Origin of the sequence: Tateyamaria sp. syn59 (assembly GCF_007995245.1) — a bacterium.
Taxonomy (GTDB): domain Bacteria; phylum Pseudomonadota; class Alphaproteobacteria; order Rhodobacterales; family Rhodobacteraceae; genus Tateyamaria.
On record NZ_VCBA01000002.1, the window covers coordinates 496,875 to 519,040 of the forward strand.

Sequence of the window (22,166 nt, forward strand, 5' to 3'; positions counted from 1 at the left end):
GGGCGGGCGACACGCCCGCCTTACGACTGGCCTTGCGCGTGCCGGGGCCAAGCGCGCGCCACACGAGCGCGGCCGAGGGGGAAGAGTGGCGCAATGGCATTCCTAGGGGTTGAACAGTCCTTGACGGGCCGCGCCTGGATCGGCCCGGACCTGCCGCTGCAACGCGCGGCAGAAACCCTTGCACAGCAGACTCAACTGCCCCGACCCATCTGCCAGATCCTGGCCCGGATGGGCGTGCCGCCAGACAGCGCCGACACCTACCTGACGCCGACCTTGCGCGACCTCATGCCGGACCCGCGCTCCCTGCGTGACATGGAGCGCGCAGCCGAGCGCATTCTGACCGCCATCCGTCACCGGCAGGCCGTCGCCATCTTTGCCGATTATGACGTCGACGGCGGCAGTTCCGCCGCTCTACTTATCGCGTGGTTTCGTGAGCTTGGCGCGCGGGCGCCCACGCTGTACGTGCCGGACCGCATTGACGAAGGGTACGGACCAAACGATGCTGCGATGGCGCAACTGGCCGCCACCCATGACCTGATCATCTGCGTCGATTGCGGAACGTTGTCCCATGGCCCGATTGCTGCCGCGCAAGGCGCGGATGTGATCGTGCTGGATCACCACCTGGGCGGAGAGACCCTGCCCGACGCGTTTGCCGTCGTGAACCCCAACCGACAGGACGAAGACGGCGCGCTTGCGCATCTGTGCGCCGCGGCAGTCGTATTCCTGGCCCTTGTCGAGGCAGGTCGCCAGCTGCGCGTCGCCGGACAACAGGGACCGGACCTGATGGCGATGCTCGACCTTGTCGGCCTTGCCACCGTGGCAGATGTCGCGCCGCTGATCGGCGTGAACCGGGCCTTTGTGCGGCAGGGTCTGAAAGTCATGGCGCGGCGCGACCGCGTTGGGCTGGTGGCGCTTGCGGATATTGCCGGGCTCGACACCGCGCCCACGCCCTATCACCTGGGCTACTTGTTGGGTCCTCGGATCAACGCGGGCGGTCGGATCGGGCAAGCTGATCTGGGCGCAAGGCTTTTGGGCACGACCGACCCGCACGAGGCCGCAGCCTTGGCCGAACGCCTGAACGACCTGAACGCGGAACGGCGCGATATCGAGGCAAAGGTGCGTGCCGAAGCGCTGGCGCAATGTGACGATCGCGGCGCCGATGGCGCACTCGCCTGGGCCGCGGGACCGGGATGGCATCCGGGCGTCGTGGGCATCGTCGCCTCACGGGTAAAAGAGGCCTCGAACCGCCCGTCCATTGTCATCGGGATCGAGGACGGAATCGGCAAGGGATCGGGGCGTTCGGTCTCGGGCATTGATCTCGGCGCACCAATCCAAAGGCTTGCGGCCGAAGGGCTCTTGATCAAGGGCGGCGGGCACAAGATGGCTGCGGGTCTTACGGTCGAGGAAGGCAAGATCGACGCGGCCATGGCCCGGTTGTCCGAATTGTTGGCAAAACAGGGCGCCGACGCACTTGGCCCCGCCGATTTGCGCCTCGACGGTGCCCTGATGCCCGGCGCGGCGACCGTCGAGTTGCTGGATCAAATCGATGCCGCAGGCCCGTTCGGGGCCGGCGCGCCTGCCCCACGTTATGCCTTTCCCGGCATGCGCATCCTGAATGCCCGGCCTGTCGGGGAAACGCACTTGAAAATCACCTTTGGTGAGGCAGGCGGCACGCGGCTGGACGGCATTGCCTTTGGAGCATTCGACACAGCGCTAGGGCCGGAATTGATGGATCACGGCGGGGCCTCATTTCACCTTGCAGGTCGAGTGGAAATCAACGCTTTTCGCGGACGGCAATCGGTTCAATTGCGGGTGGACGATGCAGCACGCGCCTGATCTCTGCAGCGGTCAGAAATCCCGCCGATTTATATCGGCTTCGGCGTTTTTTCCGCTTGCGCCCTTCGGCCGAATTGCCTATCTGAGCGCTCACACCAGCAATGGCCCGTTCGTCTATCGGTTAGGACGCCAGGTTTTCAACCTGGAAAGAGGGGTTCGATTCCCCTACGGGCTGCCATTTCTCCCTGATACTGACCATAGGCCACCATCTATTGGTGGGTGTGTGACTGCGTTCGCAGGCCCGCCCCAACCTTAATCTTCATGGTCCAGCAGGTTACGAGGAGCGGCCATCCAGCCAGAGCGGATAATGGAACCTCCAAAACGGAACTTGGCGCGACACAGCCTCTTCACCGCCCCCTGCCGTACGCAGATCATACAGTGCTCTGTTAGGTCTCACGTTCGACATCGCGCCCGATCGGGGGCGCGAGGTTTTGGGCTGTCGCGCGCAAGGCAGGCGTATAACTGGTCTGCTGACCTCGACCACCGTGCTTTGAGGCATAAAGCGCCACGTCGGCATCATCCATAACCTCGGCAACCGTCTGGCCTGACTCAGGATCGTAAATGGCAGATCCGATGCTGGCCGAGATCTTGCACACCTCGCCCTGGAACGGGATGGGACGTGACAGTCTCTCGATGATGCGGCGACCGATCCCCTCCATCGCTTCGCCGCTCTTGGCGTGCGGCAGAATGATCACGAACTCATCCCCGCCCACGCGCGCCACCGTGTCGCTGTCGCGCGTCTCTTCGACCATGACGCGGGCCACCGTTTGCAGCACGTGGTCGCCTGCGGCGTGACCAAGCGTGTCATTCACCGCCTTGAACCAATCAAGATCAATCTGCATCAGGCCAAACCGCGTGCCCCAATCGACATGTCGTGCCACAACATGATCCATGGCGCGACGGTTCTTAAGGCCCGTCAAAGTGTCAGTAAACGCCTGTTCCTCGGCGGCGATCATCGCGCCCTGCAGCCGCAGGTTCAACTTGCGTGAGGCCTCCATCGCCGCTGACTTGGCCTCGACCAGATACAGCATCTCGACCGTCAGGTCGGTTGCCGCGAAATCGGCACTGGTCAGTGCATAATCCGACACTGCATCCACCACTGAAATACCGAAAGACAAGTTCACGATGCTTTGACCTTCGCCCAGCCCAGGCACGAGCAGTCCCTTGACCTCGGTCTTGGGGGCGTCACGCAGTTGCAGGTGCAACTTGGTGCCCGCCGCCGCACGCAGCGCGTCCATCGTAGTGATGGCGCGTGGGCGCTTAAGGTCGAAAATCTCAAGGAAACGGCGACCGACGACTTCGGCTTCCGGCCGTAACTTTTTCAGGGTTGGCCCTGCATGCACAATGTGTCCAGTCGGCCCAAGGACAACATGCATCGGGCACAAGACGTCCAACGCCTGCATGAATGCATCCGTTTGCTTCATCACGCCCGCGCTCCAAGATCAAAGGCGCGCCCGGCCGCGAATTCTGTTTCAACCAGCGTCACCGAGATCGTTTCAATGCCGTTGCCGCTGCCGGTGTGTTCCAGCAAGGCCAACGCGCCGTAATCATCAGCCATCGTGCGCAAAATGCCCATCATCACATGCCCATACCCGTCCATCGGGCTTTCACAAATCAGACTGAAATGCGTTGGCGAGTGATCCCGCAGTTCAATCCGCGGCAGGTTAAGATCGGACACGGCAAGCCGCGCACGGTCAGGCAGATCATCAAGCGAATGCAGGAATTCGACGAATGTCACGCCGCCAAAACGCAACAAACGTCGCAACGCTTCGACATTGGGATGCGACACAAGATAGGTGCCCATATCCTCCATCACATCACTGCGCGGTCTGTTAAGCACATTGCTGATCGCATCCAGAAGACGCGGCGTGATGTCATCATCATATGTCAGCATCGCCTCGAACTCGACAAAGTCGAGATCCGCGATCCGGGTCGCTTCTACCCATTTGTCAGCCCCGTAACTGTCCGTCACGAAACACTGAATTGCCCGATTGATCAGCCCATGCATGGCGCGACATTCCCATATCCTCGGGATGCATCCTGCGCGCATATCTCTGAACAATCCGATAACAGTTGCAATTTGAACCATTATTGGACCGGAACGGCTCAGAAATCAGTGGGAGCGCCCCCCTCACTTTTCCGCCGCGCCACGAAATCGGCCAGCTCGTCCCGGATGGCAATGTCCATCGGCGGGGCCTCACAGCTGTTGATGATGTCCTTGAACATCCTGTGCGCCCGCTCAGGTGTCCAGATGGCCCCCGCCGCTTCCCAACCTTCGTAGTTTTTCCAATCGCTGAGAAACGGTTGATAAAAGGCCGTGGAATAGCGGTCCTGCGTGTGCTGAATGCCAAAGAAATGACCGTCATTGCCCACCGACTTGATCGCATCCAGCGCGATATCCTCGCCGCTGGTCGCCGTGATCGACGGATCCATATACCGCTGAATTTGCTGCAAGATCTCGCAATCCATTATGAATTTCTCAGGGCTTGCAATCAACCCACCCTCAAGCCAACCCGCCGCGTGATAGACCATGTTGCTGCCCGATTGCACGGCGGCCCACAGGCTGTTGGAGGTTTCCCACATCGCCTGGCCGTCCGGCACATTGGCCGCACACACGCCGGAGGACCGCATCGGCAGCCCATAAAAGCGCGCCAGTTGGCCCGTCATCTGGGTCGCACGCATGTATTCCGGTGTGCCGAAGGCGGGCGCGCCGGATTTCATGTCGACATTGGACGTAAACGTGCCGATGGCGCAGGGTGCACCGGGTGACACGTATTGGAACAGGGCGATGGCGCATAGCGCCTCGGCAATGGATTGGGCGACGGCGCCCGCCATTGTCACCGGAGCCATCGCACCCGCGAGAGTGAAGGGCGTTACAACAACGGCCTGCCCGCGCCGGATCATGCGCAGGCATCCGTCAATCATCGGCTGATCGTGCTTGAGGGGCGAGGTCGAATTGATGTTGGTGTACATCCGCGGCGTCACTTCGAATTCCTCGTGAGTCAGGCCACCGGCGATGCGCACCATCTCCATCACGTCCTCAACCCGCTCTTTGCCCAGCGAATAGGCGTGCATCACCTTGTCAGTCAGGGTCAGCTTGTCGAACAGAACATCGAGATGGCGTACACTGGCATGAAGATCGACCGGTTCCACGGGGTATCCACCAGCAAAGTGGATGCAGTTGAAATACTGCGTCAGCTTGAGCAGGTTCGCGCATTTCTCACGCGTGCCAGGCACCTTGGTCCCGATCTCCATATCCCAGTAGTTGGGGGGCGAGGACACGTTGCCGAACAGGATATGCTTGCCGCCCACTGTCAGGGCACGGTCGGGGTTGCGCGGGGTCAGCGTGAAGTGCGACGGCGCCTTGCCCACCATCTCCATGACAAACTCGCGGTCCATGCGCACGACATCACCGTCGATCTGGCACTCGGCCTCGCGCAGAATGCCAAGCGCCTCCTCGTTCAGGAACTGAACACCGATCTCTTCAAGGATGCGCATCGCACCATCGTGGATCGCAGCAACACCTTCGGGCGACAACGGCTCGACCGGGGCGTCGGTGATGACGGGTGGATTCCATGGCATCTGTTCAATGGCAGCCGCACCCCGACGGGCCGCGGCCCCTGCCCGTCCGCCGCCGCGCGCTCTGCGCCGTGTCGCGATCTCTGCCATGGTGATGTCCCCTGAACTGTGTGCGACACCAAAACACCGCAGGCGCAGAGCGCTCACATTTCCATTTGCGACGGCATGTGTCGTTTTTTCCAAGAGGACAGGCGAATTTGAACCATCAGGTGTCGGCCAGAGCATCCAACCAGTCGGGCAATCCGCCAATGTCGGGCAAGACAGCGTCCGCGAAGGGCTCCAAAACCTCGCGCGGGGCGAGGCCGGTCAAAACGGCGATGGTGCGCATCCCAGCGGCCCGCCCTGCCATCAGGTCGTGGGTGCTATCACCGACCATCACCACAGCGTCGGGCGTCAGTCCGGTCTGTTCGCAGAAGGCCAGAAGCTGACCGGGTGTCGGCTTGCCGCCGTACCCGCTGTCGCTTCCGGCGATGAAATCGAAGTATCTCTTGATCTGCGCCTCAGCCAAGTGCGCACGGGCGGGCGCCTCGGCATCATTGGTCGCCACCCCCAAGGTCAGACCACGCGCCTGCAACCCTGTCAGCAAGGGGGCCAAGGGCACGACCTCAGCCTGCGGGGCGCGAGCCGCCTCCTGGTTCAACAGGATCAACATTGCGTCCTGCGACAACTCCGGAAAATGCGGTGCAAGCTCCGCTGCTATTTCGGACGGGGTGCCCGCGATCACAACAGAGTTGCGCGCGAAACGGGCGCGCTGCAGATCAAAACCGATGGCGGCACCGGCGCGTTCGGCACGCGCCTCGTCGCCCTTGGCTGCGCGGCGCAGAAAGGCGGCTGCCCAAGCCTCCCACGTGGTGGAAAAGTCAAAAAGTGTGCCGTCCTTGTCAAAGATCACACCACGCACCGGCGCAGGCGATGCAGTCACGTCCAATGGATGTCCCCTCCACCCGGAAGTGCCACACGCGCCCGCATAGGCGCGTCATAGGGCAGCTGGTTGGCATCACAAAATGCCGTCACCCAGACATCGTCCATCATGATAAAGTCCAAAAGCGCACCCAGAAAGGTAGGATCCCCCACACCGGCGCGCATGTCGGCCTCGCTGGCGCCGGTCGCGCCCAGAAAGACCGGCAACAACTCTTCGTTACCCGCCATCCAAGCGATGGCCTGCAAACCGACAACTTCGGCGGATTCTTGCGAGTGGGACATCACGTTTGCGCCTTTGCAATCTGATGGAAACGCTTTGTTAACCTAATCAATCAAAAACCTAACGTACGGCTTTTGTAATGAATTGGAAACGCATCATGCACGGCAAGGTCCTTCTTATCGACCCGATTGCGACCAACCGCATCGTGCTGCGTGTCAAACTGGCCGCCAGCCACTATCACATGGCACAGGCGGGATCAGTCGCCGAGGCGATGCAAGTCATGGGGGTTGAGATGCCCGACCTGATCCTGTGCGCGACCGATCTGCCCGATGGCGACCCCCTTCGGCTGTTGCGGCGGATTCGCAAGGCCGGGTTCTCCAACAAGGTGCCTGTCATCGCCCTCAGCGGCACCGACGACGACGCAGAACGGTTGCGTCTGCTGGCGGGCGGCGTTGATGATGTCATGCAGAAACCGATCAACGATGCGCTGTTGCTGGCGCGCACGCGCTCGATCATCCGCGCTTATGCCACCGCCAGCGAATGGACATTGCGCGAAGGGACGTCACGCGCCCTTGGCTTTGCCGAGGCGGCAACAGCCTTTGCGCCGGAACAATCCGTGCGGATCATCGCGCGCGCTGCCGAGCGGGCCGCGCCCTGGGGCGAGGCGCTGCGCACGCGGATGAGCGCCAGGATCAGCTTTGCATCGCCCGCCACGGCCGTCGCCGACCTGGAACCCGGCCGCGCGCCGGATGCACTGCTCCTGGTTGTGGAACCGGGGGAAGAGCTTCAGATGCTGCAACTGTTGGCAACGGTGCGCAGCCAGGCCAACACGAGACATTGCGCGATCCTTGCGGTGCTGGGATCAGAGCATATGACGCTTGGCGCGCAAATGCTCGACATGGGTGCAAACGACCTCATGCGCGACACGCGCACCGCCGATGAAATGGCGCTGCGGCTCGAGGCGCTCCTGAACCGCAAGCGGGTGACCGACGCGCTGCGCGACACCGTCAAATCAGGCATCGAAGCAGCCGTGATCGACCCGCTGACCGGTCTGCACAACCGCCGCTATGCCATACCGCACCTTGCTCGCATCGCCGACCGCGCGGCGCGCACCTGCAAGCCCTATGCCGTCATGGTCGCCGATATGGACCATTTCAAACGGATCAACGACACGCTGGGCCATGCCGCAGGCGACGCCGTGCTGGTTGAAACAGCGCGCAGGCTGCGCGAGAACCTGCGGGCTGTTGACCTGATTGCCCGGATCGGGGGTGAGGAGTTCCTTATCGTGCTTCCCGGCGCGGGTCTTGCGAATGCGCGCAAGGCGGCCACGCGCCTCTGCGCGATGATCGAAGCGACACCTTTCGACGTTCCCGATCAGGTCACACAGGTGAAGGCGACGATGTCTATCGGGATGACCGTGGTCGATCCCAGCCGCGGCACGAAAACGGCGGTGCCCCACACACCCGAAGCGCTGCTTGATCGCGCGGATAAGGCGCTCTACGGCGCCAAGGCAGAGGGGCGCAACCGGGTCACCCTCGACAGATCCGCCGCCTGAGACAGCACTCGCTCAGTCTTTTCTGCCCGGCTTGCCACGCCCACCGCGCGCGGCAACCTCCGTCACGCGTTGCGCATAGGCGCGACGCTCTTCGATCGGCATCTCCGAGACGATGTCCAACCAGGCCGCTTGCGCCACGCTCTGAACGTCCGCGACACCGCGCGCCTGCCGTTGCAAGATCGCTTCGGCCGCGGGCCGGTCCCACGGGTCTGCCTCAAGCACTGCGGCCATGTCGCGATAGGCCGCGCGGCGCGCGCCTCGGCCAGGCAGGTCGGGGTCATTGCGCACCGTGCCAAAGACAACACGCCGCTGTTCGGACGGCAGCGCGATGACATACGGCGTCGCATAGCCCATGCCCGGCCCCTTGCCGCCCAAAGGGCCCCCGCGCATGATCAGACCACCAATCAAACCAACCACTGCAAGGTTGAGTGCCAGCGACGTCCCAAGCAGGATTTTCGCCCACATAGGCACGCGCCGCACGATCTGTGTGTCAGCCATGCTCACCCCTCCTCCAGCGCCCAGCCAAAGGCGTCAAGGCCAAGCTCAGCGTCATAGTATTCGCCATATCCAAGTGTCCAGATCGCATCCATGCCCGTCGACTCCAAAGCCCCAAGACCGATGACAAATCCGGTCACCGTGGCAGCCACAAGCCCGCCAACAGCGCCCCATCCGCCGATCCCCTGCACGATCTGACGCCACCAGGGGGTTGCTACGCGTGTGCCACCCGGCGCGGGCAGATGCGCCTGCGCATCCGCCATGACCCGGACCATCAGATCGTCGGACGGGTCCGGCACCGGTGCTGCGGCCAGATCATCCAGCATCCGTGCGACGATCTTGTCTGGATCGGGGTCCTGGGATCCCTGGGTCATGTCTTTCATCCTTCATATCCAAGGGCGGCAACCCGCCCTTTCAATGCCTGCGCCAAGGTGCGTTTGGCACGGGCTGTCAGGCTTTCCACCGCCTCGACACTCACGTCCAGCGCGGCGGCAATCTCTGGGTTTGACGCGCCTTCGAAATGGCGCAGGGTCAAGGCGACACGCTGGCGCTCGGGCAGATTGGCGATCGCGTCGCGCAGCGCGGCATGGCGGGCCGCCTCCTGCAGCCGCGCTTCGGCGCCGGGCGTCGGATCCTGCGGTTCGGCCACGTCGTCAAGGGGCACACCCGCGCGCGGGCGCTTGCGCAACCGGTCGGTGCACAGGTTGGACACCACGCGGTACAGCCATGTCGACACCAACGCTTCCCCCTCTCGCCATTTGGGCGCGATGCGCCAGAGACGCAACATCGCCTCCTGCACCACATCCTCTGCCTCTGCCGCGTCACCCAACATGCGAAATGCTTGCGCCTGCACACGCGGCACAAGGCGCACCGTTAACGCACGCGCCGCCCCCGCATCTCCTCGCGCGTAAAGGGCAAGCAATGCTGCGTCATCCACATCTGCGCGGGCATCAAGCGGCATGGTCATCGTCTCGGCAGCCTGCATGGTCCCGCCCCTGCAAACAAGGGGCGGGACCTCTGGGCCTTAATTGTCGCGCGATTTCTGACCGCGATCGCGGCGTTCTGCGCGGGCCTGCTCGAACTCCTCGGCTGAAATGCCGCCACTGTTGTCGGCATCCAGCCGATCAAACATCCGCGCGGGATCACGGCGGGGGTTTTGCATCTCTTCCATGGAGAGCCTGCCATCCTCGTCGGCATCCATCCGCTCCAGCAAGCGCTCCGAACGACTCTGCGCGCGGGCCTCCATACGGGCTTGCAGTTCGGCGGCTGTCAGGAACCCGTCGCCATCCGTATCAGCGGCAGCAAAGCGGGCCTGACCGGCGGCCTGCATCTCTTCGAGGGTCACTTCGCCGCTTCCATCCGCATCCAGCGTGGAAAAGTCAGTACCACGGTCGCGGGCCATGGCCGACACAGTCGTGATGCCGATGGCTGCTGCGGCGATTGCGGCAATAAATGTGCTGCGTTGCATAGGTTTTTCTCCGTTTTTTGCCTCTGAGCGGTCAGGGTCTTCCGCCGCTCTGTGCCTTTTCAAACGGCGGGGCCGGTGCGTTCCGTCGAAAAAAGTTTTGCTCGTGAATTCCCTGCCCTCCGGAACGCGACATCGGGACGCAAGGACAGATTGCGGCATTCCGCTTTGTGCTAGCGCAGGCGATGGTCGGCGCATACCGCAGAAAGGTTTTTCTATGCAGTCCGAGCAGACAAGCCTCACCGACACGCCAGACCGTCCCATGCGCCCCGCCCTGCTGCGCGGATGGCGGCGCAAATGCCCGCGCTGCGGCAACGGCCACCTTCTCAAAGGGTATCTGAAGCTGGCCGACACATGCTCCGTCTGCAAACTGGACTACACCCATGCACGCGCCGATGACGGCCCCGCATATCTGACGATCCTAATCGTGGGCCACCTGATGGCACCGCTCCTGCATATGGTGTTTGTGACATGGCGTCCGGAACCGCTGGTGCTGTTCACCATTTTTGCGGTTGGCTGTGTTGGTCTGTCGCTTTACCTTTTGCCACGGTTCAAGGGCGCCATCGTCGGATTTCAGTGGGCGCGCGGAATGGGCGGCTTCGGCAGCGACGGGTGAGGTACTGCGCCCCGGTTGCCCGAACGGCCACAAGGGGTGATATGGCGGACATCGACAAGAGACAAGTCAGACACGCTGCGACGGTGATCGTCCTGCGCGACAGGTTCACCGCCCCTCGCATTCTCATGGGCCAGCGCGGCGCCAAGGCAGCCTTCATGCCCAACAAATTCGTGTTTCCAGGCGGCGCGGTCGATGCGGGCGATCACACGGTGCCTCTGGCCTCGGCGCTCGCATCACCGAACGACACGCGACTGGCCGAAGATGGCGGCGCACAGCTGGTGTCTGCCCTCGCAGCCGCCGCCATTCGCGAGTTGTTCGAAGAAACCGGCCAGATCCTCGGCCAATCCAGCGCCTGGCACGATGCCCCACCCGACTGGACGCAATTTGCCGCCACCGGCCACCGCCCGCACGCAGCACCCCTGCAATTCGTCTTCCGTGCGCTCACGCCGCCGGGCCGTCCGCGCCGCTTCGATGCCCGGTTTTTCCTGATTGATGCCGATGATCTGGCATCCGAGCCTGACGATTTCAGCCGCGCCTCGGACGAACTGTTGCATCTACAATGGGTGCCGCTCGAAGACGTGCGCGGCTTTGACATGCCCTTCATCACCGAGGTCGTGCTTGCAGAAATCGCAGCGCGCGTGACCGACCGCACGCCACCCGACAGCGTGCCCTATTTTAAGAATGACGACGAAGAAAGCCTGTTCCTGCGTTTGCGCGGCCAGCCTCCGACGGACTAGATCACAGCCACCAGCAGCAGGATCGACGCCAACAGCACGGCCATCCCCATCCACTCGCGCGCGCTGATCGCCTCGCGAAGGATCAGCACACTCGCAAGCGCGCTCATCACCAGTTCCACCTGCCCCACCGCGTTGACATAGGCCGCGTTTTGCAAGGTGAAGGCGGTGAACCAGCAAAACGACCCGGCCATCGACATCAGTCCGACCCAGACCGCCACACGCCGCGCGGACCAGACGGCAGCCACCTGCCCCGGCTCGTGCCAACGCAACCACAAGATCATCGCGATGGTCTGCATGGCCGTCACCGCCGCCAGCGTCAGCCCCGCCCGCGCGAACGGATCAGCCAGATCCAGGCTTAGCGACGCACCGCGATAGCACACGCCCGACACTGCAAAGAACAGCCCCGACATCAGACCAAGCGCCGTGGACCGATTGGCCAACTCGCGCCAGCCCCAACGCACCATCTCCGGCGGGGCGGACAAAAGCAGCACGCCGACGAGGCCCAGACCAATGGCCGCGAACCCCGCCCAACTGACCGCGTCGCCCAGCAGCACCCAGCCCACCAGCACCGCCTGCATCACCTCGGTCTTCTTGAATGTGATCCCGACTGCAAAATTGCGCGCCTGAAACAGCTTGACGGTCGCCACGGTGGCCAAGATCTGTGCCAGTCCCCCAAGCGCGCCAAACAGCCAGAAGCGTGGACCAAATGCCGGCCATGCCTGCGCCGTCACCCACATGTAGATCACGATCAGCACCGCCACGAGCGGCGAAGAGTAGAGAAACCGCGCAAGGGTCGCGCCAGAGGCGCTTAACGTGCCCAGGGCAAGCTGCCGCTGCAGCATGAACCGCAGCGTCTGAAACAGCGCCGCGGCAACAGTGATCGGGATCCAGAGGGCCATGGCCCTCTATGGCCGCTTACCGATCCGAGGACCAGAGAGGATGCGGCACCGGGTCTTTCGCCCGTAGGAAATGCCGCGCAAAAACCTCGGCGTAAGAGCGATAGCGATACTCTTCATTGGACCTCAGGTACCGGTCCCGATGGGCCCGGTAGAGCGCGGGCAGACGGTACCACGGCACGCGCGGATGCATATGATGCACCACGTGAAAATTGTTGTTCAGAAACAGAAACGCCAGCGGCCCCCGATCCTCGATGATAACCGTCCGCCCCCGCGCCTTCTCATGCGCCTGATGCTCTAGAAACGTCCGGATCTTCAGCACCGACAGCGCCGCATAGCAGGACGCCAGATAGGCCCAAAGCGGCATGGCACTGAGGCTGACCACTCCCAGCACCAGCACAACGCCCGGCATATGAAGCACCCACCCGCGCAGCACCTGCCCGTCCCCGGCCCGGATCGCGCGCCAGTCTCCGATCATAAAGCTGATCTGCGCCACTAGCGGCCCCACCAGCATCCGCCCCGCCAGCGTGTTGTTCACCCGCAGCACTGCACGCACCACCGCGGGCATGCGCCGCCAGACGACCGGATCCACATAATTCGTCTCGGGATCGTCATAGGGATCGGTCAGAGTCGCATCCTGGTGATGCGCCAGATGCGTGTCGCGAAACCGCACATACGGGATGAACAGCCCCGGATTGACCACCACCAGCGCCTCGCTCGCCGCACGCGATGGAAACGGATGGCCATGAAGCACCTCGTGGGTCAGCGACGCGTGCAGGACAAGGGCAAAGACCAGAACAGCCCAAGCCACCGGCCCGCCGCCCCACACTAGTGACCCGGCCCACAGCGCCATGCACGCGGCCCACAGACCAAGCGTGACCCATTCAACCTGCAATGGACGGTCAAAGGGCAAACGACGCGACGACCGGCGTGCGGGCATGGGCAATTCTCTCCTGCGGGGACAACAACACTTTACGCGCGCACCAAGCTGCAGCGTATTCGGAATTGAGTTAACAATTACGTTCATTGATGATAAATATCATCTTATGCTAGATATTCTCGACAAACGATTGCGGGCGACGCAATTCCGCACACGCCTCACCCGCGCCATGCAGGACCAGAACATGTCGCAAAGCGCGCTCGCCCGCGCCATCGGCACCGACCGGTCCACGATCAACCAGGCCCTCAACGACGATGGCGCCCGGCTGCCCGGCGCACAGATCGTGGGCGCCTGCGCCCAGGCGCTTGGCGTGTCTGCCGACTGGCTTCTCGGCCTGTCGGACCGCCCGGAAAGCGCGGCCGCACTGACCGCGGCAGCACTCACACTCACCGAAGCCCCCCGCGCCCTGATCGACGAACGCATCTTTGCCTGGCACCAGGAGGCGGCGGGCTACAAGATCCGTCACGTTCCCGCGGGCCTGCCCGACATGCTCAAGACGGAAGAGATGCTCGCCTGGGAATACGGCCCTCATCTGGGCAAGACCACGACGCAGGCCATCAATGCCTCCCGCGACCGCCTGGAGTGGATGCGTGCGGCCCAATCAGATTACGAAATTGCCCTGCCGATCTTTGAACTGCACAGCTTTGCCGCCGGCACCGGGTACTACGACGGCCTGCCGCCGGACATCCGGCGTGGCCAAATTGATCAATTGCTCGACCTCAGCACGCAGCTCTATCCGCGCCTGCGCATCTACCTGTTTGACCAGCGCCAGCTCTACTCCGCCCCCGTCACCCTCTTTGGCCCGCTCCTCGCCGTGATCTACACGGGCGGTCACTACATGGCGTTCCGCGATCGCGAGCGCATCGAAACCCTCTCTCTGCATTTCGATACGCTGATCCGCCAGGCCACCTTCACCGCCCGTGCCCTGCCGGACCACCTGCAAGAGTTGCGGAAGCTGATCGCGTGACATCCGGGTCGGTGGGCGGGCGCCTTTGCTGCAAGCAAACAGACCCGCCCGGCGATCCAGGTTAAGGCCGCTGCCCGACGGCGCGCCCGGCACCTTCCGGCGAATCCAACCCTGCATGGGCAGCAGCGATCCGATCAAGCGCTGCAAGGATCCCTGGCGCAGGTTCCGAGGGCCGCCGCGTCTCGAGGCTCACATGCAACAGGAAATGCTCGCCCGTCGCCAGCAAGCGGTCACCATCGTACATCTCGTGAAACAAATGCAGCTTCTTGCCCGCCCCGGCCAGCACCTGCGTGTGCACCTCGATGACGGTTCCCGCATGCACCTCGTCCACATGGCGAATATGAGTCTCGGCCGTGAAATAGCTGCCACCGGTCGCGATGTAGTCGGCATCACATCCGATCAGGGCCATGAATCGGTCCGTGGCATCGCCAAAGGCCTGCAAATACCGCGCCTCGTTCATGTGCCCGTTATAGTCGGTCCAATCCAGCGGCACGGCCCGGCGCACCGTCAGGATGGGCGCCGATACATCCTCCAAATCATCTGCGCGCGCGCTAAGGACTGTGCCCGCGCGAAGGCTCGCCTCATGCCCGTTCAGAACGGCCCCCGCGCCCCAATCATTGGCCTTCAGCGCGCGCATCATCCCCACCAGATTGCCATCGCGCGCGGCCAGCATATCAGGGATCGTCATATGCCCCGACTGCGCATCGGACTGCCCGGCGATCAACTCCACCAGATCGTCCGTGAATTCCGGCACGTCCATCAACTTGGTCCAGGGCCATTTCAACGCCGGACCAAACTGCGCCATAAAGTGGCGCATCCCGGCCTCACCCCCTGCCGTGCGATAGGTGTCAAACAATCCCATCTGCGCCCAGCGAATGCCAAAGCCCATGCGAATGGCCTCGTCGACCTCTTCGGTCGTCGCCACACCATCCTTCACCAGCCACAATGCCTCTCGCCATACCGCCTCAAGGAAGCGGTCCGCAATATGCGCATCAATCTCCTTACGCACATGCAAGGCATACATACCCAGCGAAGATAGCGTGTCCTTGGCCCGCTGGATGAGCGCCGGGTCAGTCGCCGCCGTCGGCACCACCTCTACCAGCGGCATCAGGTAAACAGGATTGAACGGATGACAGACCATGATCTGGCCGGGCCGGGTCGCCCCCGCCTGCAACTCGCTCGGTTTGAACCCGCTGGTGGAGGACCCGATGATCGCATCCTCTGGACACGCCGCCTGCACCGCAGCCAGCGTCTGGTGCTTGATGTCCAACCGCTCCGGCACGCTCTCTTGTATCCAATCCGCCTCCGCAACGGCATCTGCCAGATCCGAATGAAAGGACAACTTGCCTTCCGGCGGCAATGCGACATCCACAAGGCTCGGCAACGCGCGGCGCGCTTGCGCCAACACCGGGGCGAGCTTTGCCTCCGCCTCAGGATCCGGGTCGAACACCGACACGTCCCACCCGTTCAGCAAAAAGCGCGCCGCCCAGCCGCCCCCAATGACACCGCCGCCGATGATCGCTGCGCGCTTCACGTGTTGTTCCATGTCTCAGTCCGATATCCGTTGAAATCCAGAACCTGTTCGGCCGCCCTTATCTGATCGCTGCGCACGGCACCTGCGCGGGTGGCAACGAACCCAAACTGCCCCTCGGGATCGCCCAGCGCCGCCGTGTTGTGATCGGGGTCAACCCACAGAACCCAAAGATCGCCCGTGCTGCCATCGGCATAGTCGATACGCAGAATGCCAGTGCCAATCGGCTCAACCATCCCGACCCGCGCGGCTCCCTCGCCATCCCGTTCGCGCCACGTTGCATCCGCAATCTCGAACCCAACAGGCGCACAGTCCTCTCCCGCACTGCGCTGAATATCCCAACGCCCCGCGAACAGATCCAGATCAAACCGCGTTATAGCCCCAATCGGAACGTCAGGATTGCGCAACAGCGGCATATCGTCCGACGGAACAGGCGCACAGGCAGCCAGCCACCCTATTGCGCAAAGGTTAATCATTAAGCACCGATATGCCCGATGGGGGCGCACAGAGTGTGCATGTATTGTGCACGGAGAGTGACACCCTTTCATACGGCCTTCGGCGCTCGTTTGCTGAGCCCGAGTTTTGCCCGCACCTCCTCCGGTCCGATCACCCGCGCGCCCATATTTTCGATGATTGTCCCGGCCCTTTCGACCAGTTGCGAGTTCTGGGCCAACTCCCCCTTGCCCAGCCACAGATTGTCCTCCAACCCCACGCGGACATTGCCCCCCGCAAGCACCGCAGCGGCAACATATGCCATCTGATTCCGCCCCAGCGAGAACGCGGAAAAGGTCCACTCATCCGGCACATTGTTGACCATCGCCATGAACGTGTTCAGGTCATCCGGCGCCCCCCACGGCACACCCATGCACAGCTGCACCAACGCGGGTGCATCCAGGACGCCATCCTTAACCAGTTGTTTTGCGTACCATAAATGACCGGTGTCAAAGGCTTCGATCTCGGGCTTCACGCCCAGATCCGTCATCATTCGCCCCATCGCCGTCAGCATGCCTGGCGTGTTGGTCATGACATAATCGGCCTCGGCAAAGTTCATCGTGCCGCAGTCGAGGGTGCAGATCTCCGGCAGGCATTCAGCCACATGCGCCACCCGCGCCGACGCCCCGATCATGTCAGTCCCGTCCTCTTTCAACGGCAAAGGCGCCTCGGTATCGCCAAAGACCATATCCCCGCCCATCCCGGCGGTCAGGTTCAACACCACATCGACATCTGCCTCACGAATACGATCCGTAACCTCTCGATAGTACTCAAGTTTTCGGCTCGGCATGCCCGTCTCTGGATCCCTGACATGACAATGCACCACAGCCGCCCCCGCCTTCGCCGCAGCGATAGCACTGTCGGCAATCTGCTGAGGCGAGCGGGGCACATGCGGGCTGCGATCCTGCGTGCCTCCCGACCCCGTCACAGCGCAGGTGATAAAGACCTCACGGTTCATGGACAGCGGCATGACAATCCTCCTTGCATCCTGTCCCACATTGGCATCCAACCGCAGCAAAACTTATCAAAAAACGAAGAAACATGATCAAAATCGCAATACTCGTACTGCAAAACACCAACATGTTGTCCCTTGCTGCCGCTGTGGATCCATTGCGCGCCGCCAACAGGCAAGCCGCACGGGACCACTACGCATGGGAGTTTCTAACCCCGACCGACATACCGGTGAGTCTTACCTCGGGCCTCGTGATCCCGGCCAATCCGATCCACAGGTACGCGTCCTGCGACGCGCTGATCCTCGTGGCTGGCTTCGATCCGGCCCGCCAGGCCAACCCCAAGCTTCTGGCCAGCATCCAACGCCTGACGACGGATACCGTCGTGCTGCTGGCCATCGACGGTGGCGCCTGGCTGGCCGCAAAGGCCGGCCTGCTTGACGGGCACAAGGCCACAACCCATTGGGAAGACTTGGAGATCTTTGCAGAAACCTTCCCGGATATCAGCGTGGAGAATGCGCGTTACGTGGTTTCGAAAACGCGCTGGACCAGCGGCGGTGCCGCACCGGCGCTCGACATGATGCTGCACCTCATCGCGCGCCAGCACGGTCCGTCGCTCGCTGCTAAAGTGTCCGCGGGTTTCATCCACACCGCACACCCAGCCCCATCAGACCCGCAAATCCGCCACCTGCCGACAACCGGCCACAATCGGATCACCGCGCGCGCCCACGCGGTGATGGAGGCGCATCTGGACACCCCCCTGCCCATCCCGGACATCGCCAAGCGCTTGGGCTTGAGCCAAAGACGGCTGCAACAGCATTTCCAGGCACATCTTGGTTGCAGTCTCAAGGCGCATTACGCCGCCCTGCGCCTCAACGAAGCGCACAGACGCATCACCACAACCGACCAGAACCTGCACAGCATCGCACTCGCGACAGGCTTCTCAAGCCAATCCAGCCTATCGCGTGCGCACACCGCTCATTACGGCAAAAGCCCCCGCGCCGCTCGCGCACAAGCCCTTCACCTAGTAGAATAAACTCCCCCCGGAGGATCGGATTGCCAAAGCCCGCACACCGGCTTCAACTGGCTCGGCGCACCACCACGCTCCCGTCCCCCGAGGGGAAGGACAGGATGGGGGTCACCGGCAGTCACGTGCGGCAGCGCATCGGGATTAGTACGGCATCGGATGGGCGCGGTGGGCTGCGTCCAGATCGGCCATCACCTCATCGCTGAGTGTGGCATCTGCGGCGCCGATGGCCACGTCCAATTGCGCCATGGTCGTTGCTCCGAAGATGACGGAACACATGAACGGACGCGTGACACACCACGCCAGCGCCATCTGGCTGGGGTCCAAACCATGCTTGTGCGCCACGGCCAGATAGGCATCGACCGCCTCGAACGCGCGCTCGGTCTTGCGTCCACCCAGATCGGGGTTGAGCGTCAGGCGCGAACCAGCGGGCACGGCACCGCCCTGGTATTTCCCGGTCAAAAGTCCAACCGCCAAAGGTGAAAATGACAAGAGCCCGACATCCTCGTTGACGCTCAACTCGGCCATGTCGGTGTCGTAGAACCTGCACATCAACGAATACTCGTTCTGGACCGAGGCCACGCGCGGACCGCCTGTCCGATCAGAGGCCGCCAGCCACTGTGCCGTCCCCCAAGCGCTTTCGTTCGACAGGCCAAAGGCACGGATCGTGCCGCGGTCGACCTCGCGTTGCAACGCACCCAGACAATCCTCCATGTTCTGACGCACGGCGGCGGTGTCGTGCCCAGAGGGGTCGTAGGCCCAGTTTTGCCGGAACATGTAGCTGCCGCGATTGGGCCAGTGGAATTGGTAGAGGTCGATATAGTCGGTTTGCAGCCGCCGCAGCGACCCTTCGACCGCACCCGGAATTGTCTCGCCGGAAATGTCGGCGCCGTCGCGCACATGGCGCATGCCCGCACCGGAATGCTTGGAGGCGAGGATCATCCGGTCACGCGCCCCGCCCCGCTCAAACCATTTACCGATGATCTCTTCGGTCCGTCCGATTGTTTCCTTCGCAATCGGGTTCACGGGATACATCTCGGCCGTGTCGACAAAATCGATGCCAGCATCTAGAGCGCGGTCGATCTGGGCGTGGCCCTCTTCGGTGGTGTTTTGCGTGCCCCAGGTCATGGAGCCCAGGCAAAGCGCCGACACCTCAATCCCCGTGCGGCCCAGTTTACGTCGTTCCATGCGCTGTGCTCCCTTGTCCGTGAGGCTGACCCTAACGGCGCGCGCAAAGGGGACAAGCCGAAAATCCTGACCCGCCGCATACAAAATCTATTTGAGAACAAAAATAGAACACCTATACTCCTCAGTATGCCGCTGCCCACTGCCCTTGCCCACCGCACACAGACCCGTACCGCCCCGTGCCTGCCGCTCTTGCCCGAAGGCGCACAGCACGGACTGGGCGATGGGCTGGCGCTTGGCCGCGTGCACGAGGCCTGCGGCCCCGCCCGCCACCGCTTTGCCCTGTGGCTGGCGGCCCAGACGACGGGACCGGTGATCTGGATCACACCGGACTGGAACACCGAAAACCTGAACCCCTGCGGCTTTGCGCCCTTTGTCGATCCGGCCCGGCTGCTTCTGGTTCATGCCAAGCGCCCCGACGATGTGCTGTGGAGCATGGAGGAAGTGCTGCGGTCCGGCACTGTCCCCCTGGTTATCGCCGATCTGCCTGGCCTGCCCGGGCTGACGCCAGTACGGCGGATGCACCTGGCTGCGGAAAATGGCGGTGCGGGCAAGGGTCAGGCCCCGCTGGGTCTGCTGTTGACCCCAGGCATGGGCGGCGCGCAGGGCGTGGAAAGCCGCTGGCATCTGAGCACAGATCACAAGGGCACCCCGGGACGCTGGACACTCACCCGCCTGCGGGCGCGCACCGCCCCTGAACGGGCGTGGGAGATCACGCGCCAGCCGGGCCAGCCACTGCCGCGCGTCTCCGCAACGATCAAGGCCGCGTGAGCGGCCGAATAATTGCAGCCTGGGCGTGTTACACTTGTATCATGCACACGCACAGGACACCGCCATGCACCGCCGCCACCTTCTGCTTTGCGCTCTCGCATCGCTCGCCCCGCGCACCACGCTCGCAGGCCCCACGCCTTACCGGCTGGGCAACGGGGGCGCCACGATCACCTACACATTCATGCTCAGCGGCGCCCCGGTCCAAGGGACTGTGCCGATCAGTCAGGCCGACTTGAAAGTCGACCCCGACAACCTTGCCGCTTCTACCGCTATTGTCCGGGCCGATGTGCGCCGCGCCCGCACCGGGCTGATCTTTGCGACCGAAGCGCTGAAATCCGCGTCTGTGCTTGATGCGGCCACCCACCCCACAGCGCAGTTCCGATCGACACGCGTACAACTCGGCCCAAGCGGGCGCATCTCGGATGGCGCCACGCTGGACGGAGATCTGACCCTGCGCGGCGTCACCCGCAACGTCCGCTTTGATGCAGGCCTCTTCCGTCAACGTGGCAGCGCAGCCGAAGATTTCTCCCAACTCACCGTCATCCTGAACGGCCGTGTGGACCGACGCGACTTTGGCGCCACGGGTTACGCCGACCTCGTCGACAACAGCGTCGACATCGACATCACCGCAGAAATCAGCGCAGCAGGCTAAAAACGACGCCATCCCGTCGAATAGCTGATAGGAACGGCACTGCACTTGCGCCACAAGGGCGGTGCAATGCGTATGCTCATTTCCTTCGCGGCCCTGTTTCTATCGGTCATTCTGCTGCAACTCAGCTCGGGCGCGCTTGGCCCGCTTGATGCGCTGTCGGGCCTGGTGCTGGACTTCACCCGACAGGAAATCGGCCTTCTGGGTTCGGCGCATTTTCTGGGCTTTTTCATCGGATGCTGGTGGGCACCACGGCTGATGGGCAGCGTCGGGCACAGCCGCGCTTTTGCTGCCTTCACAGCGGCCGGGGCCATCGGACTGTTGGCCCACATGCTGGTTGTTGACCCTCTGGCCTGGGCCGTCATGCGGGTCGCATCAGGCATGTGTGTGGCCGGATGCTACACCGTGATCGAGGCGTGGCTGCAATCCAAGGTCACGAACGAAACGCGCGGCCGCACCATGGCCGTTTACCGCCTGATGGACATGGGCGCGTCACTGGCCGCGCAACTGGTCATCGGCGTCCTCGAACCGGCGAGTTATGTCAGCTACAACATCTTGGCCATCGTCTGTTGCGCGGCCCTGTTGCCGCTTACACTAACAACGGTCAAACAACCGGAAACACCCTCCGCCCCGCGCTTGCGCCCGCGCCTCGCTGCGCAACGCTCCCCTCTGGCCGCAGCTGGCGTCGTCGTCGCCGCCCTGTCCAGCGCGTCCTTCCGCATGGTGGGCCCGATCTATGGGCAAGAGGTCGGGTTGACCACCCAACAGATCGCGTGGTTCATGGCCGCCTTTGTCTTGGGCGGCGCGCTGGCGCAATACCCTGTGGGCTGGCTCGCCGACAAATACGACCGACGCTGGGTGCTGATCTGGCTGTCGGGCGCCGCCGTCGCAAGTTGCGGTATCACAGCATTTACCACCGGTCTGAGCCCCGCAGGCATCATGATCACCGCAGGCGTCTTCGGGTTGACGACCTTCCCGATCTACTCTGTCGCCGCCGCACACGCTCACGATTTTGCCGATGCATCCGAGCGCGTCGAGCTGTCGGCAGCCCTGATGTTCTACTTCGCTTTGGGGGCCATTGCCGCGCCTTTCGCGGCCACAGTACTGATCGACGCCTTTGGCCCGCCCGCCCTTTTTGGAATGATCGCTGTGGGTCACGTCGTGCTGATCGTCTTCGGCCTTGCCCGAATGCGCGCACGCGCCACGCCTGCCGAACGGACACGCTACGTCTATGCGCCGCGCACCTCTTTCCAAATCGGACGTTTGCTGGGCCGCAGCCGCGACCGGAAGTAAGGGGCCTTTTCCACGCGACATCCCGCTGCTACACGGTCCGC

General features: G+C 63.0%; 24 protein-coding genes and 1 tRNA gene. 10 read left to right on the forward strand and 15 right to left on the reverse strand.

The genetic code is table 11. The annotated features are described in order from the left end of the window. Positions 1-93: 93 nt before the first annotated feature. Together recJ and FD715_RS05810 are read left to right on the forward strand one after the other, a co-directional pair. Complete coding sequence (gene recJ / locus FD715_RS05805) at positions 94-1,836, forward strand: single-stranded-DNA-specific exonuclease RecJ (protein WP_147106519.1); 1,743 nt, start codon at positions 94-96, stop codon at positions 1,834-1,836. Positions 1,837-1,939: 103 nt separating this feature from the next. Next, positions 1,940-2,014 (forward strand) — tRNA-Glu (locus tag FD715_RS05810). A gap of 208 nt (positions 2,015-2,222) precedes the next feature. Here the strand turns inward: FD715_RS05810 and FD715_RS05815 are convergent. The 5 genes from FD715_RS05815 to FD715_RS05835 form a co-directional block, all read right to left on the reverse strand. Continuing rightward, positions 2,223-3,260, reverse strand: a complete 1,038-nt coding sequence (locus tag FD715_RS05815; protein WP_147106766.1) for a GGDEF domain-containing protein — start codon at positions 3,258-3,260, stop codon at positions 2,223-2,225. After that, positions 3,260-3,844, reverse strand: a complete 585-nt coding sequence (locus FD715_RS05820) for a heme NO-binding domain-containing protein (RefSeq protein WP_147106522.1) — start codon at positions 3,842-3,844, stop codon at positions 3,260-3,262. Before FD715_RS05820 ends, FD715_RS05815 begins: the two co-directional genes overlap by 1 nt. A 98-nt stretch (positions 3,845-3,942) precedes the next feature. Next, entirely contained in the window at positions 3,943-5,505 is a 1,563-nt protein-coding gene (locus tag FD715_RS05825; RefSeq protein ID WP_147106525.1) for a trimethylamine methyltransferase family protein, read from the reverse strand. A gap of 115 nt (positions 5,506-5,620) precedes the next feature. After that, positions 5,621-6,343: an HAD family hydrolase gene (locus FD715_RS05830; RefSeq protein WP_223274746.1), complete on the reverse strand. Its 723-nt coding sequence runs from the start codon at positions 6,341-6,343 to the stop codon at positions 5,621-5,623. Next, entirely contained in the window at positions 6,334-6,618 is a 285-nt protein-coding gene (locus FD715_RS05835) for a DUF3572 domain-containing protein (RefSeq protein ID WP_147106528.1), read from the reverse strand. Before FD715_RS05835 ends, FD715_RS05830 begins: the two co-directional genes overlap by 10 nt. 77 nt (positions 6,619-6,695) lie before the next feature. Here FD715_RS05835 and FD715_RS05840 point away from each other — a divergent pair, with 77 nt between their 5' ends. Then, a complete protein-coding gene (locus FD715_RS05840; RefSeq protein WP_147106531.1) occupies positions 6,696-8,111 on the forward strand; it encodes a diguanylate cyclase in 1,416 nt (471 codons plus the stop codon). Positions 8,112-8,123: 12 nt separating this feature from the next. Here the strand turns inward: FD715_RS05840 and FD715_RS05845 are convergent, their stop codons facing one another. Genes FD715_RS05845 through FD715_RS05860 form a run of 4 tightly spaced genes read right to left on the reverse strand, consistent with a single transcriptional unit; the run spans position 8,124 to position 10,074 of the window. Next, entirely contained in the window at positions 8,124-8,609 is a 486-nt protein-coding gene (locus FD715_RS05845) for a periplasmic heavy metal sensor (protein ID WP_147106534.1), read from the reverse strand. Positions 8,610-8,611: 2 nt separating this feature from the next. Next, on the reverse strand, positions 8,612-8,980 hold the full coding sequence (locus tag FD715_RS05850; protein ID WP_147106537.1) for a hypothetical protein: 369 nt from the start codon (positions 8,978-8,980) through the stop codon (positions 8,612-8,614). 5 nt (positions 8,981-8,985) lie between these two features. Then, on the reverse strand, positions 8,986-9,573 hold the full coding sequence (locus FD715_RS05855; RefSeq protein ID WP_147106771.1) for an RNA polymerase sigma factor: 588 nt from the start codon (positions 9,571-9,573) through the stop codon (positions 8,986-8,988). A 57-nt stretch (positions 9,574-9,630) separates the two neighbouring features. Next, a complete protein-coding gene (locus FD715_RS05860; protein ID WP_147106540.1) occupies positions 9,631-10,074 on the reverse strand; it encodes an EF-hand domain-containing protein in 444 nt (147 codons plus the stop codon). A gap of 214 nt (positions 10,075-10,288) precedes the next feature. Between FD715_RS05860 and FD715_RS05865 the strand changes: the two genes are divergently transcribed. Together FD715_RS05865 and FD715_RS05870 are read left to right on the forward strand one after the other, a co-directional pair. Continuing rightward, positions 10,289-10,687, forward strand: a complete 399-nt coding sequence (locus tag FD715_RS05865; RefSeq protein ID WP_147106543.1) for a DUF983 domain-containing protein — start codon at positions 10,289-10,291, stop codon at positions 10,685-10,687. Between the two features lie 41 nt (positions 10,688-10,728). Next, a complete protein-coding gene (locus FD715_RS05870; RefSeq protein WP_147106546.1) occupies positions 10,729-11,424 on the forward strand; it encodes an NUDIX hydrolase in 696 nt (231 codons plus the stop codon). Here FD715_RS05870 and FD715_RS05875 read toward each other — a convergent pair. Both FD715_RS05875 and FD715_RS05880 read right to left on the reverse strand, forming a co-directional pair. After that, complete coding sequence (locus tag FD715_RS05875) at positions 11,421-12,323, reverse strand: DMT family transporter (protein ID WP_147106549.1); 903 nt, start codon at positions 12,321-12,323, stop codon at positions 11,421-11,423. The two genes, FD715_RS05870 and FD715_RS05875, sit on opposite strands and share 4 nt — an antisense overlap. Before the next feature lie 16 nt (positions 12,324-12,339). Next, positions 12,340-13,260 (reverse strand): fatty acid desaturase, encoded by a 921-nt coding sequence (locus FD715_RS05880; protein ID WP_147106552.1) that lies wholly within the window; start codon positions 13,258-13,260, stop codon positions 12,340-12,342. A gap of 106 nt (positions 13,261-13,366) precedes the next feature. Here FD715_RS05880 and FD715_RS05885 point away from each other — a divergent pair, with 106 nt between their 5' ends. Next, a complete protein-coding gene (locus FD715_RS05885) occupies positions 13,367-14,227 on the forward strand; it encodes a helix-turn-helix domain-containing protein (RefSeq protein WP_147106555.1) in 861 nt (286 codons plus the stop codon). Between the two features lie 61 nt (positions 14,228-14,288). Here FD715_RS05885 and FD715_RS05890 read toward each other — a convergent pair whose 3' ends face one another. The 3 genes from FD715_RS05890 to FD715_RS05900 all read right to left on the reverse strand — a co-directional run bounded on the left by FD715_RS05890 (position 14,289) and on the right by FD715_RS05900 (position 17,220). Further along, positions 14,289-15,773 (reverse strand): carnitine 3-dehydrogenase, encoded by a 1,485-nt coding sequence (locus FD715_RS05890; RefSeq protein ID WP_147106558.1) that lies wholly within the window; start codon positions 15,771-15,773, stop codon positions 14,289-14,291. After that, the gene (locus FD715_RS05895; RefSeq protein WP_189799412.1) at positions 15,758-16,234 is read right to left on the reverse strand and encodes a lipocalin family protein; all 477 of its coding nucleotides are present in this window, start codon (positions 16,232-16,234) and stop codon (positions 15,758-15,760) included. Before FD715_RS05895 ends, FD715_RS05890 begins: the two co-directional genes overlap by 16 nt. Positions 16,235-16,302: 68 nt before the next feature. Next, the gene (locus FD715_RS05900; protein ID WP_147106564.1) at positions 16,303-17,220 is read right to left on the reverse strand and encodes a 3-keto-5-aminohexanoate cleavage protein; all 918 of its coding nucleotides are present in this window, start codon (positions 17,218-17,220) and stop codon (positions 16,303-16,305) included. Positions 17,221-17,291: 71 nt separating this feature from the next. On the opposite strand from FD715_RS05900, the gene FD715_RS05905 reads away from it, so the two are divergent. Further along, positions 17,292-18,236, forward strand: a complete 945-nt coding sequence (locus FD715_RS05905) for a GlxA family transcriptional regulator (protein WP_147106567.1) — start codon at positions 17,292-17,294, stop codon at positions 18,234-18,236. Positions 18,237-18,371: 135 nt separating this feature from the next. Here FD715_RS05905 and FD715_RS05910 read toward each other — a convergent pair whose 3' ends face one another. Further along, positions 18,372-19,415 carry an aldo/keto reductase gene (locus tag FD715_RS05910; RefSeq protein WP_147106570.1) on the reverse strand — a complete coding sequence of 348 codons (1,044 nt, stop codon included), beginning with the start codon at positions 19,413-19,415 and terminating at the stop codon, positions 18,372-18,374. Positions 19,416-19,541: 126 nt separating this feature from the next. On the opposite strand from FD715_RS05910, the gene FD715_RS05915 reads away from it, so the two are divergent. The 3 genes from FD715_RS05915 (at position 19,542) to FD715_RS05925 (ending at position 22,125) form a co-directional block, all read left to right on the forward strand. Next, the gene (locus tag FD715_RS05915) at positions 19,542-20,183 is read left to right on the forward strand and encodes an ImuA family protein (RefSeq protein WP_223274747.1); all 642 of its coding nucleotides are present in this window, start codon (positions 19,542-19,544) and stop codon (positions 20,181-20,183) included. 64 nt (positions 20,184-20,247) lie between these two features. Further along, a complete protein-coding gene (locus tag FD715_RS05920) occupies positions 20,248-20,835 on the forward strand; it encodes a YceI family protein (RefSeq protein ID WP_147106573.1) in 588 nt (195 codons plus the stop codon). A gap of 66 nt (positions 20,836-20,901) precedes the next feature. Next, a complete protein-coding gene (locus FD715_RS05925) occupies positions 20,902-22,125 on the forward strand; it encodes an MFS transporter (protein WP_147106576.1) in 1,224 nt (407 codons plus the stop codon). The last annotated feature ends 41 nt before the right edge of the window (positions 22,126-22,166 follow it).

What these genes read in the sequence shown, in the direction of transcription:
- recJ (WP_147106519.1), top strand. Translation starts at nt 94, where the DNA reads ATGGCATTCCTAGGGGTTGAACAGTCCTTGACGGGCCGCGCCTGGATC.
- FD715_RS05815 (WP_147106766.1), bottom strand. Translation starts at nt 3,260, where the DNA reads ATGAAGCAAACGGATGCATTCATGCAGGCGTTGGACGTCTTGTGCCCG.
- FD715_RS05820 (WP_147106522.1), bottom strand. Translation starts at nt 3,844, where the DNA reads ATGCATGGGCTGATCAATCGGGCAATTCAGTGTTTCGTGACGGACAGT.
- FD715_RS05825 (WP_147106525.1), bottom strand. Translation starts at nt 5,505, where the DNA reads ATGGCAGAGATCGCGACACGGCGCAGAGCGCGCGGCGGCGGACGGGCA.
- FD715_RS05835 (WP_147106528.1), bottom strand. Translation starts at nt 6,618, where the DNA reads ATGTCCCACTCGCAAGAATCCGCCGAAGTTGTCGGTTTGCAGGCCATC.
- FD715_RS05840 (WP_147106531.1), top strand. Translation starts at nt 6,696, where the DNA reads ATGAATTGGAAACGCATCATGCACGGCAAGGTCCTTCTTATCGACCCG.
- FD715_RS05845 (WP_147106534.1), bottom strand. Translation starts at nt 8,609, where the DNA reads ATGGCTGACACACAGATCGTGCGGCGCGTGCCTATGTGGGCGAAAATC.
- FD715_RS05850 (WP_147106537.1), bottom strand. Translation starts at nt 8,980, where the DNA reads ATGACCCAGGGATCCCAGGACCCCGATCCAGACAAGATCGTCGCACGG.
- FD715_RS05855 (WP_147106771.1), bottom strand. Translation starts at nt 9,573, where the DNA reads ATGACCATGCCGCTTGATGCCCGCGCAGATGTGGATGACGCAGCATTG.
- FD715_RS05860 (WP_147106540.1), bottom strand. Translation starts at nt 10,074, where the DNA reads ATGCAACGCAGCACATTTATTGCCGCAATCGCCGCAGCAGCCATCGGC.
- FD715_RS05865 (WP_147106543.1), top strand. Translation starts at nt 10,289, where the DNA reads ATGCAGTCCGAGCAGACAAGCCTCACCGACACGCCAGACCGTCCCATG.
- FD715_RS05870 (WP_147106546.1), top strand. Translation starts at nt 10,729, where the DNA reads ATGGCGGACATCGACAAGAGACAAGTCAGACACGCTGCGACGGTGATC.
- FD715_RS05875 (WP_147106549.1), bottom strand. Translation starts at nt 12,323, where the DNA reads ATGGCCCTCTGGATCCCGATCACTGTTGCCGCGGCGCTGTTTCAGACG.
- FD715_RS05880 (WP_147106552.1), bottom strand. Translation starts at nt 13,260, where the DNA reads ATGCCCGCACGCCGGTCGTCGCGTCGTTTGCCCTTTGACCGTCCATTG.
- FD715_RS05885 (WP_147106555.1), top strand. Translation starts at nt 13,367, where the DNA reads ATGCTAGATATTCTCGACAAACGATTGCGGGCGACGCAATTCCGCACA.
- FD715_RS05890 (WP_147106558.1), bottom strand. Translation starts at nt 15,773, where the DNA reads ATGGAACAACACGTGAAGCGCGCAGCGATCATCGGCGGCGGTGTCATT.
- FD715_RS05895 (WP_189799412.1), bottom strand. Translation starts at nt 16,234, where the DNA reads ATGATTAACCTTTGCGCAATAGGGTGGCTGGCTGCCTGTGCGCCTGTT.
- FD715_RS05900 (WP_147106564.1), bottom strand. Translation starts at nt 17,220, where the DNA reads ATGCCGCTGTCCATGAACCGTGAGGTCTTTATCACCTGCGCTGTGACG.
- FD715_RS05905 (WP_147106567.1), top strand. Translation starts at nt 17,292, where the DNA reads ATGATCAAAATCGCAATACTCGTACTGCAAAACACCAACATGTTGTCC.
- FD715_RS05910 (WP_147106570.1), bottom strand. Translation starts at nt 19,415, where the DNA reads ATGGAACGACGTAAACTGGGCCGCACGGGGATTGAGGTGTCGGCGCTT.
- FD715_RS05915 (WP_223274747.1), top strand. Translation starts at nt 19,542, where the DNA reads ATGCCGCTGCCCACTGCCCTTGCCCACCGCACACAGACCCGTACCGCC.
- FD715_RS05920 (WP_147106573.1), top strand. Translation starts at nt 20,248, where the DNA reads ATGCACCGCCGCCACCTTCTGCTTTGCGCTCTCGCATCGCTCGCCCCG.
- FD715_RS05925 (WP_147106576.1), top strand. Translation starts at nt 20,902, where the DNA reads ATGCGTATGCTCATTTCCTTCGCGGCCCTGTTTCTATCGGTCATTCTG.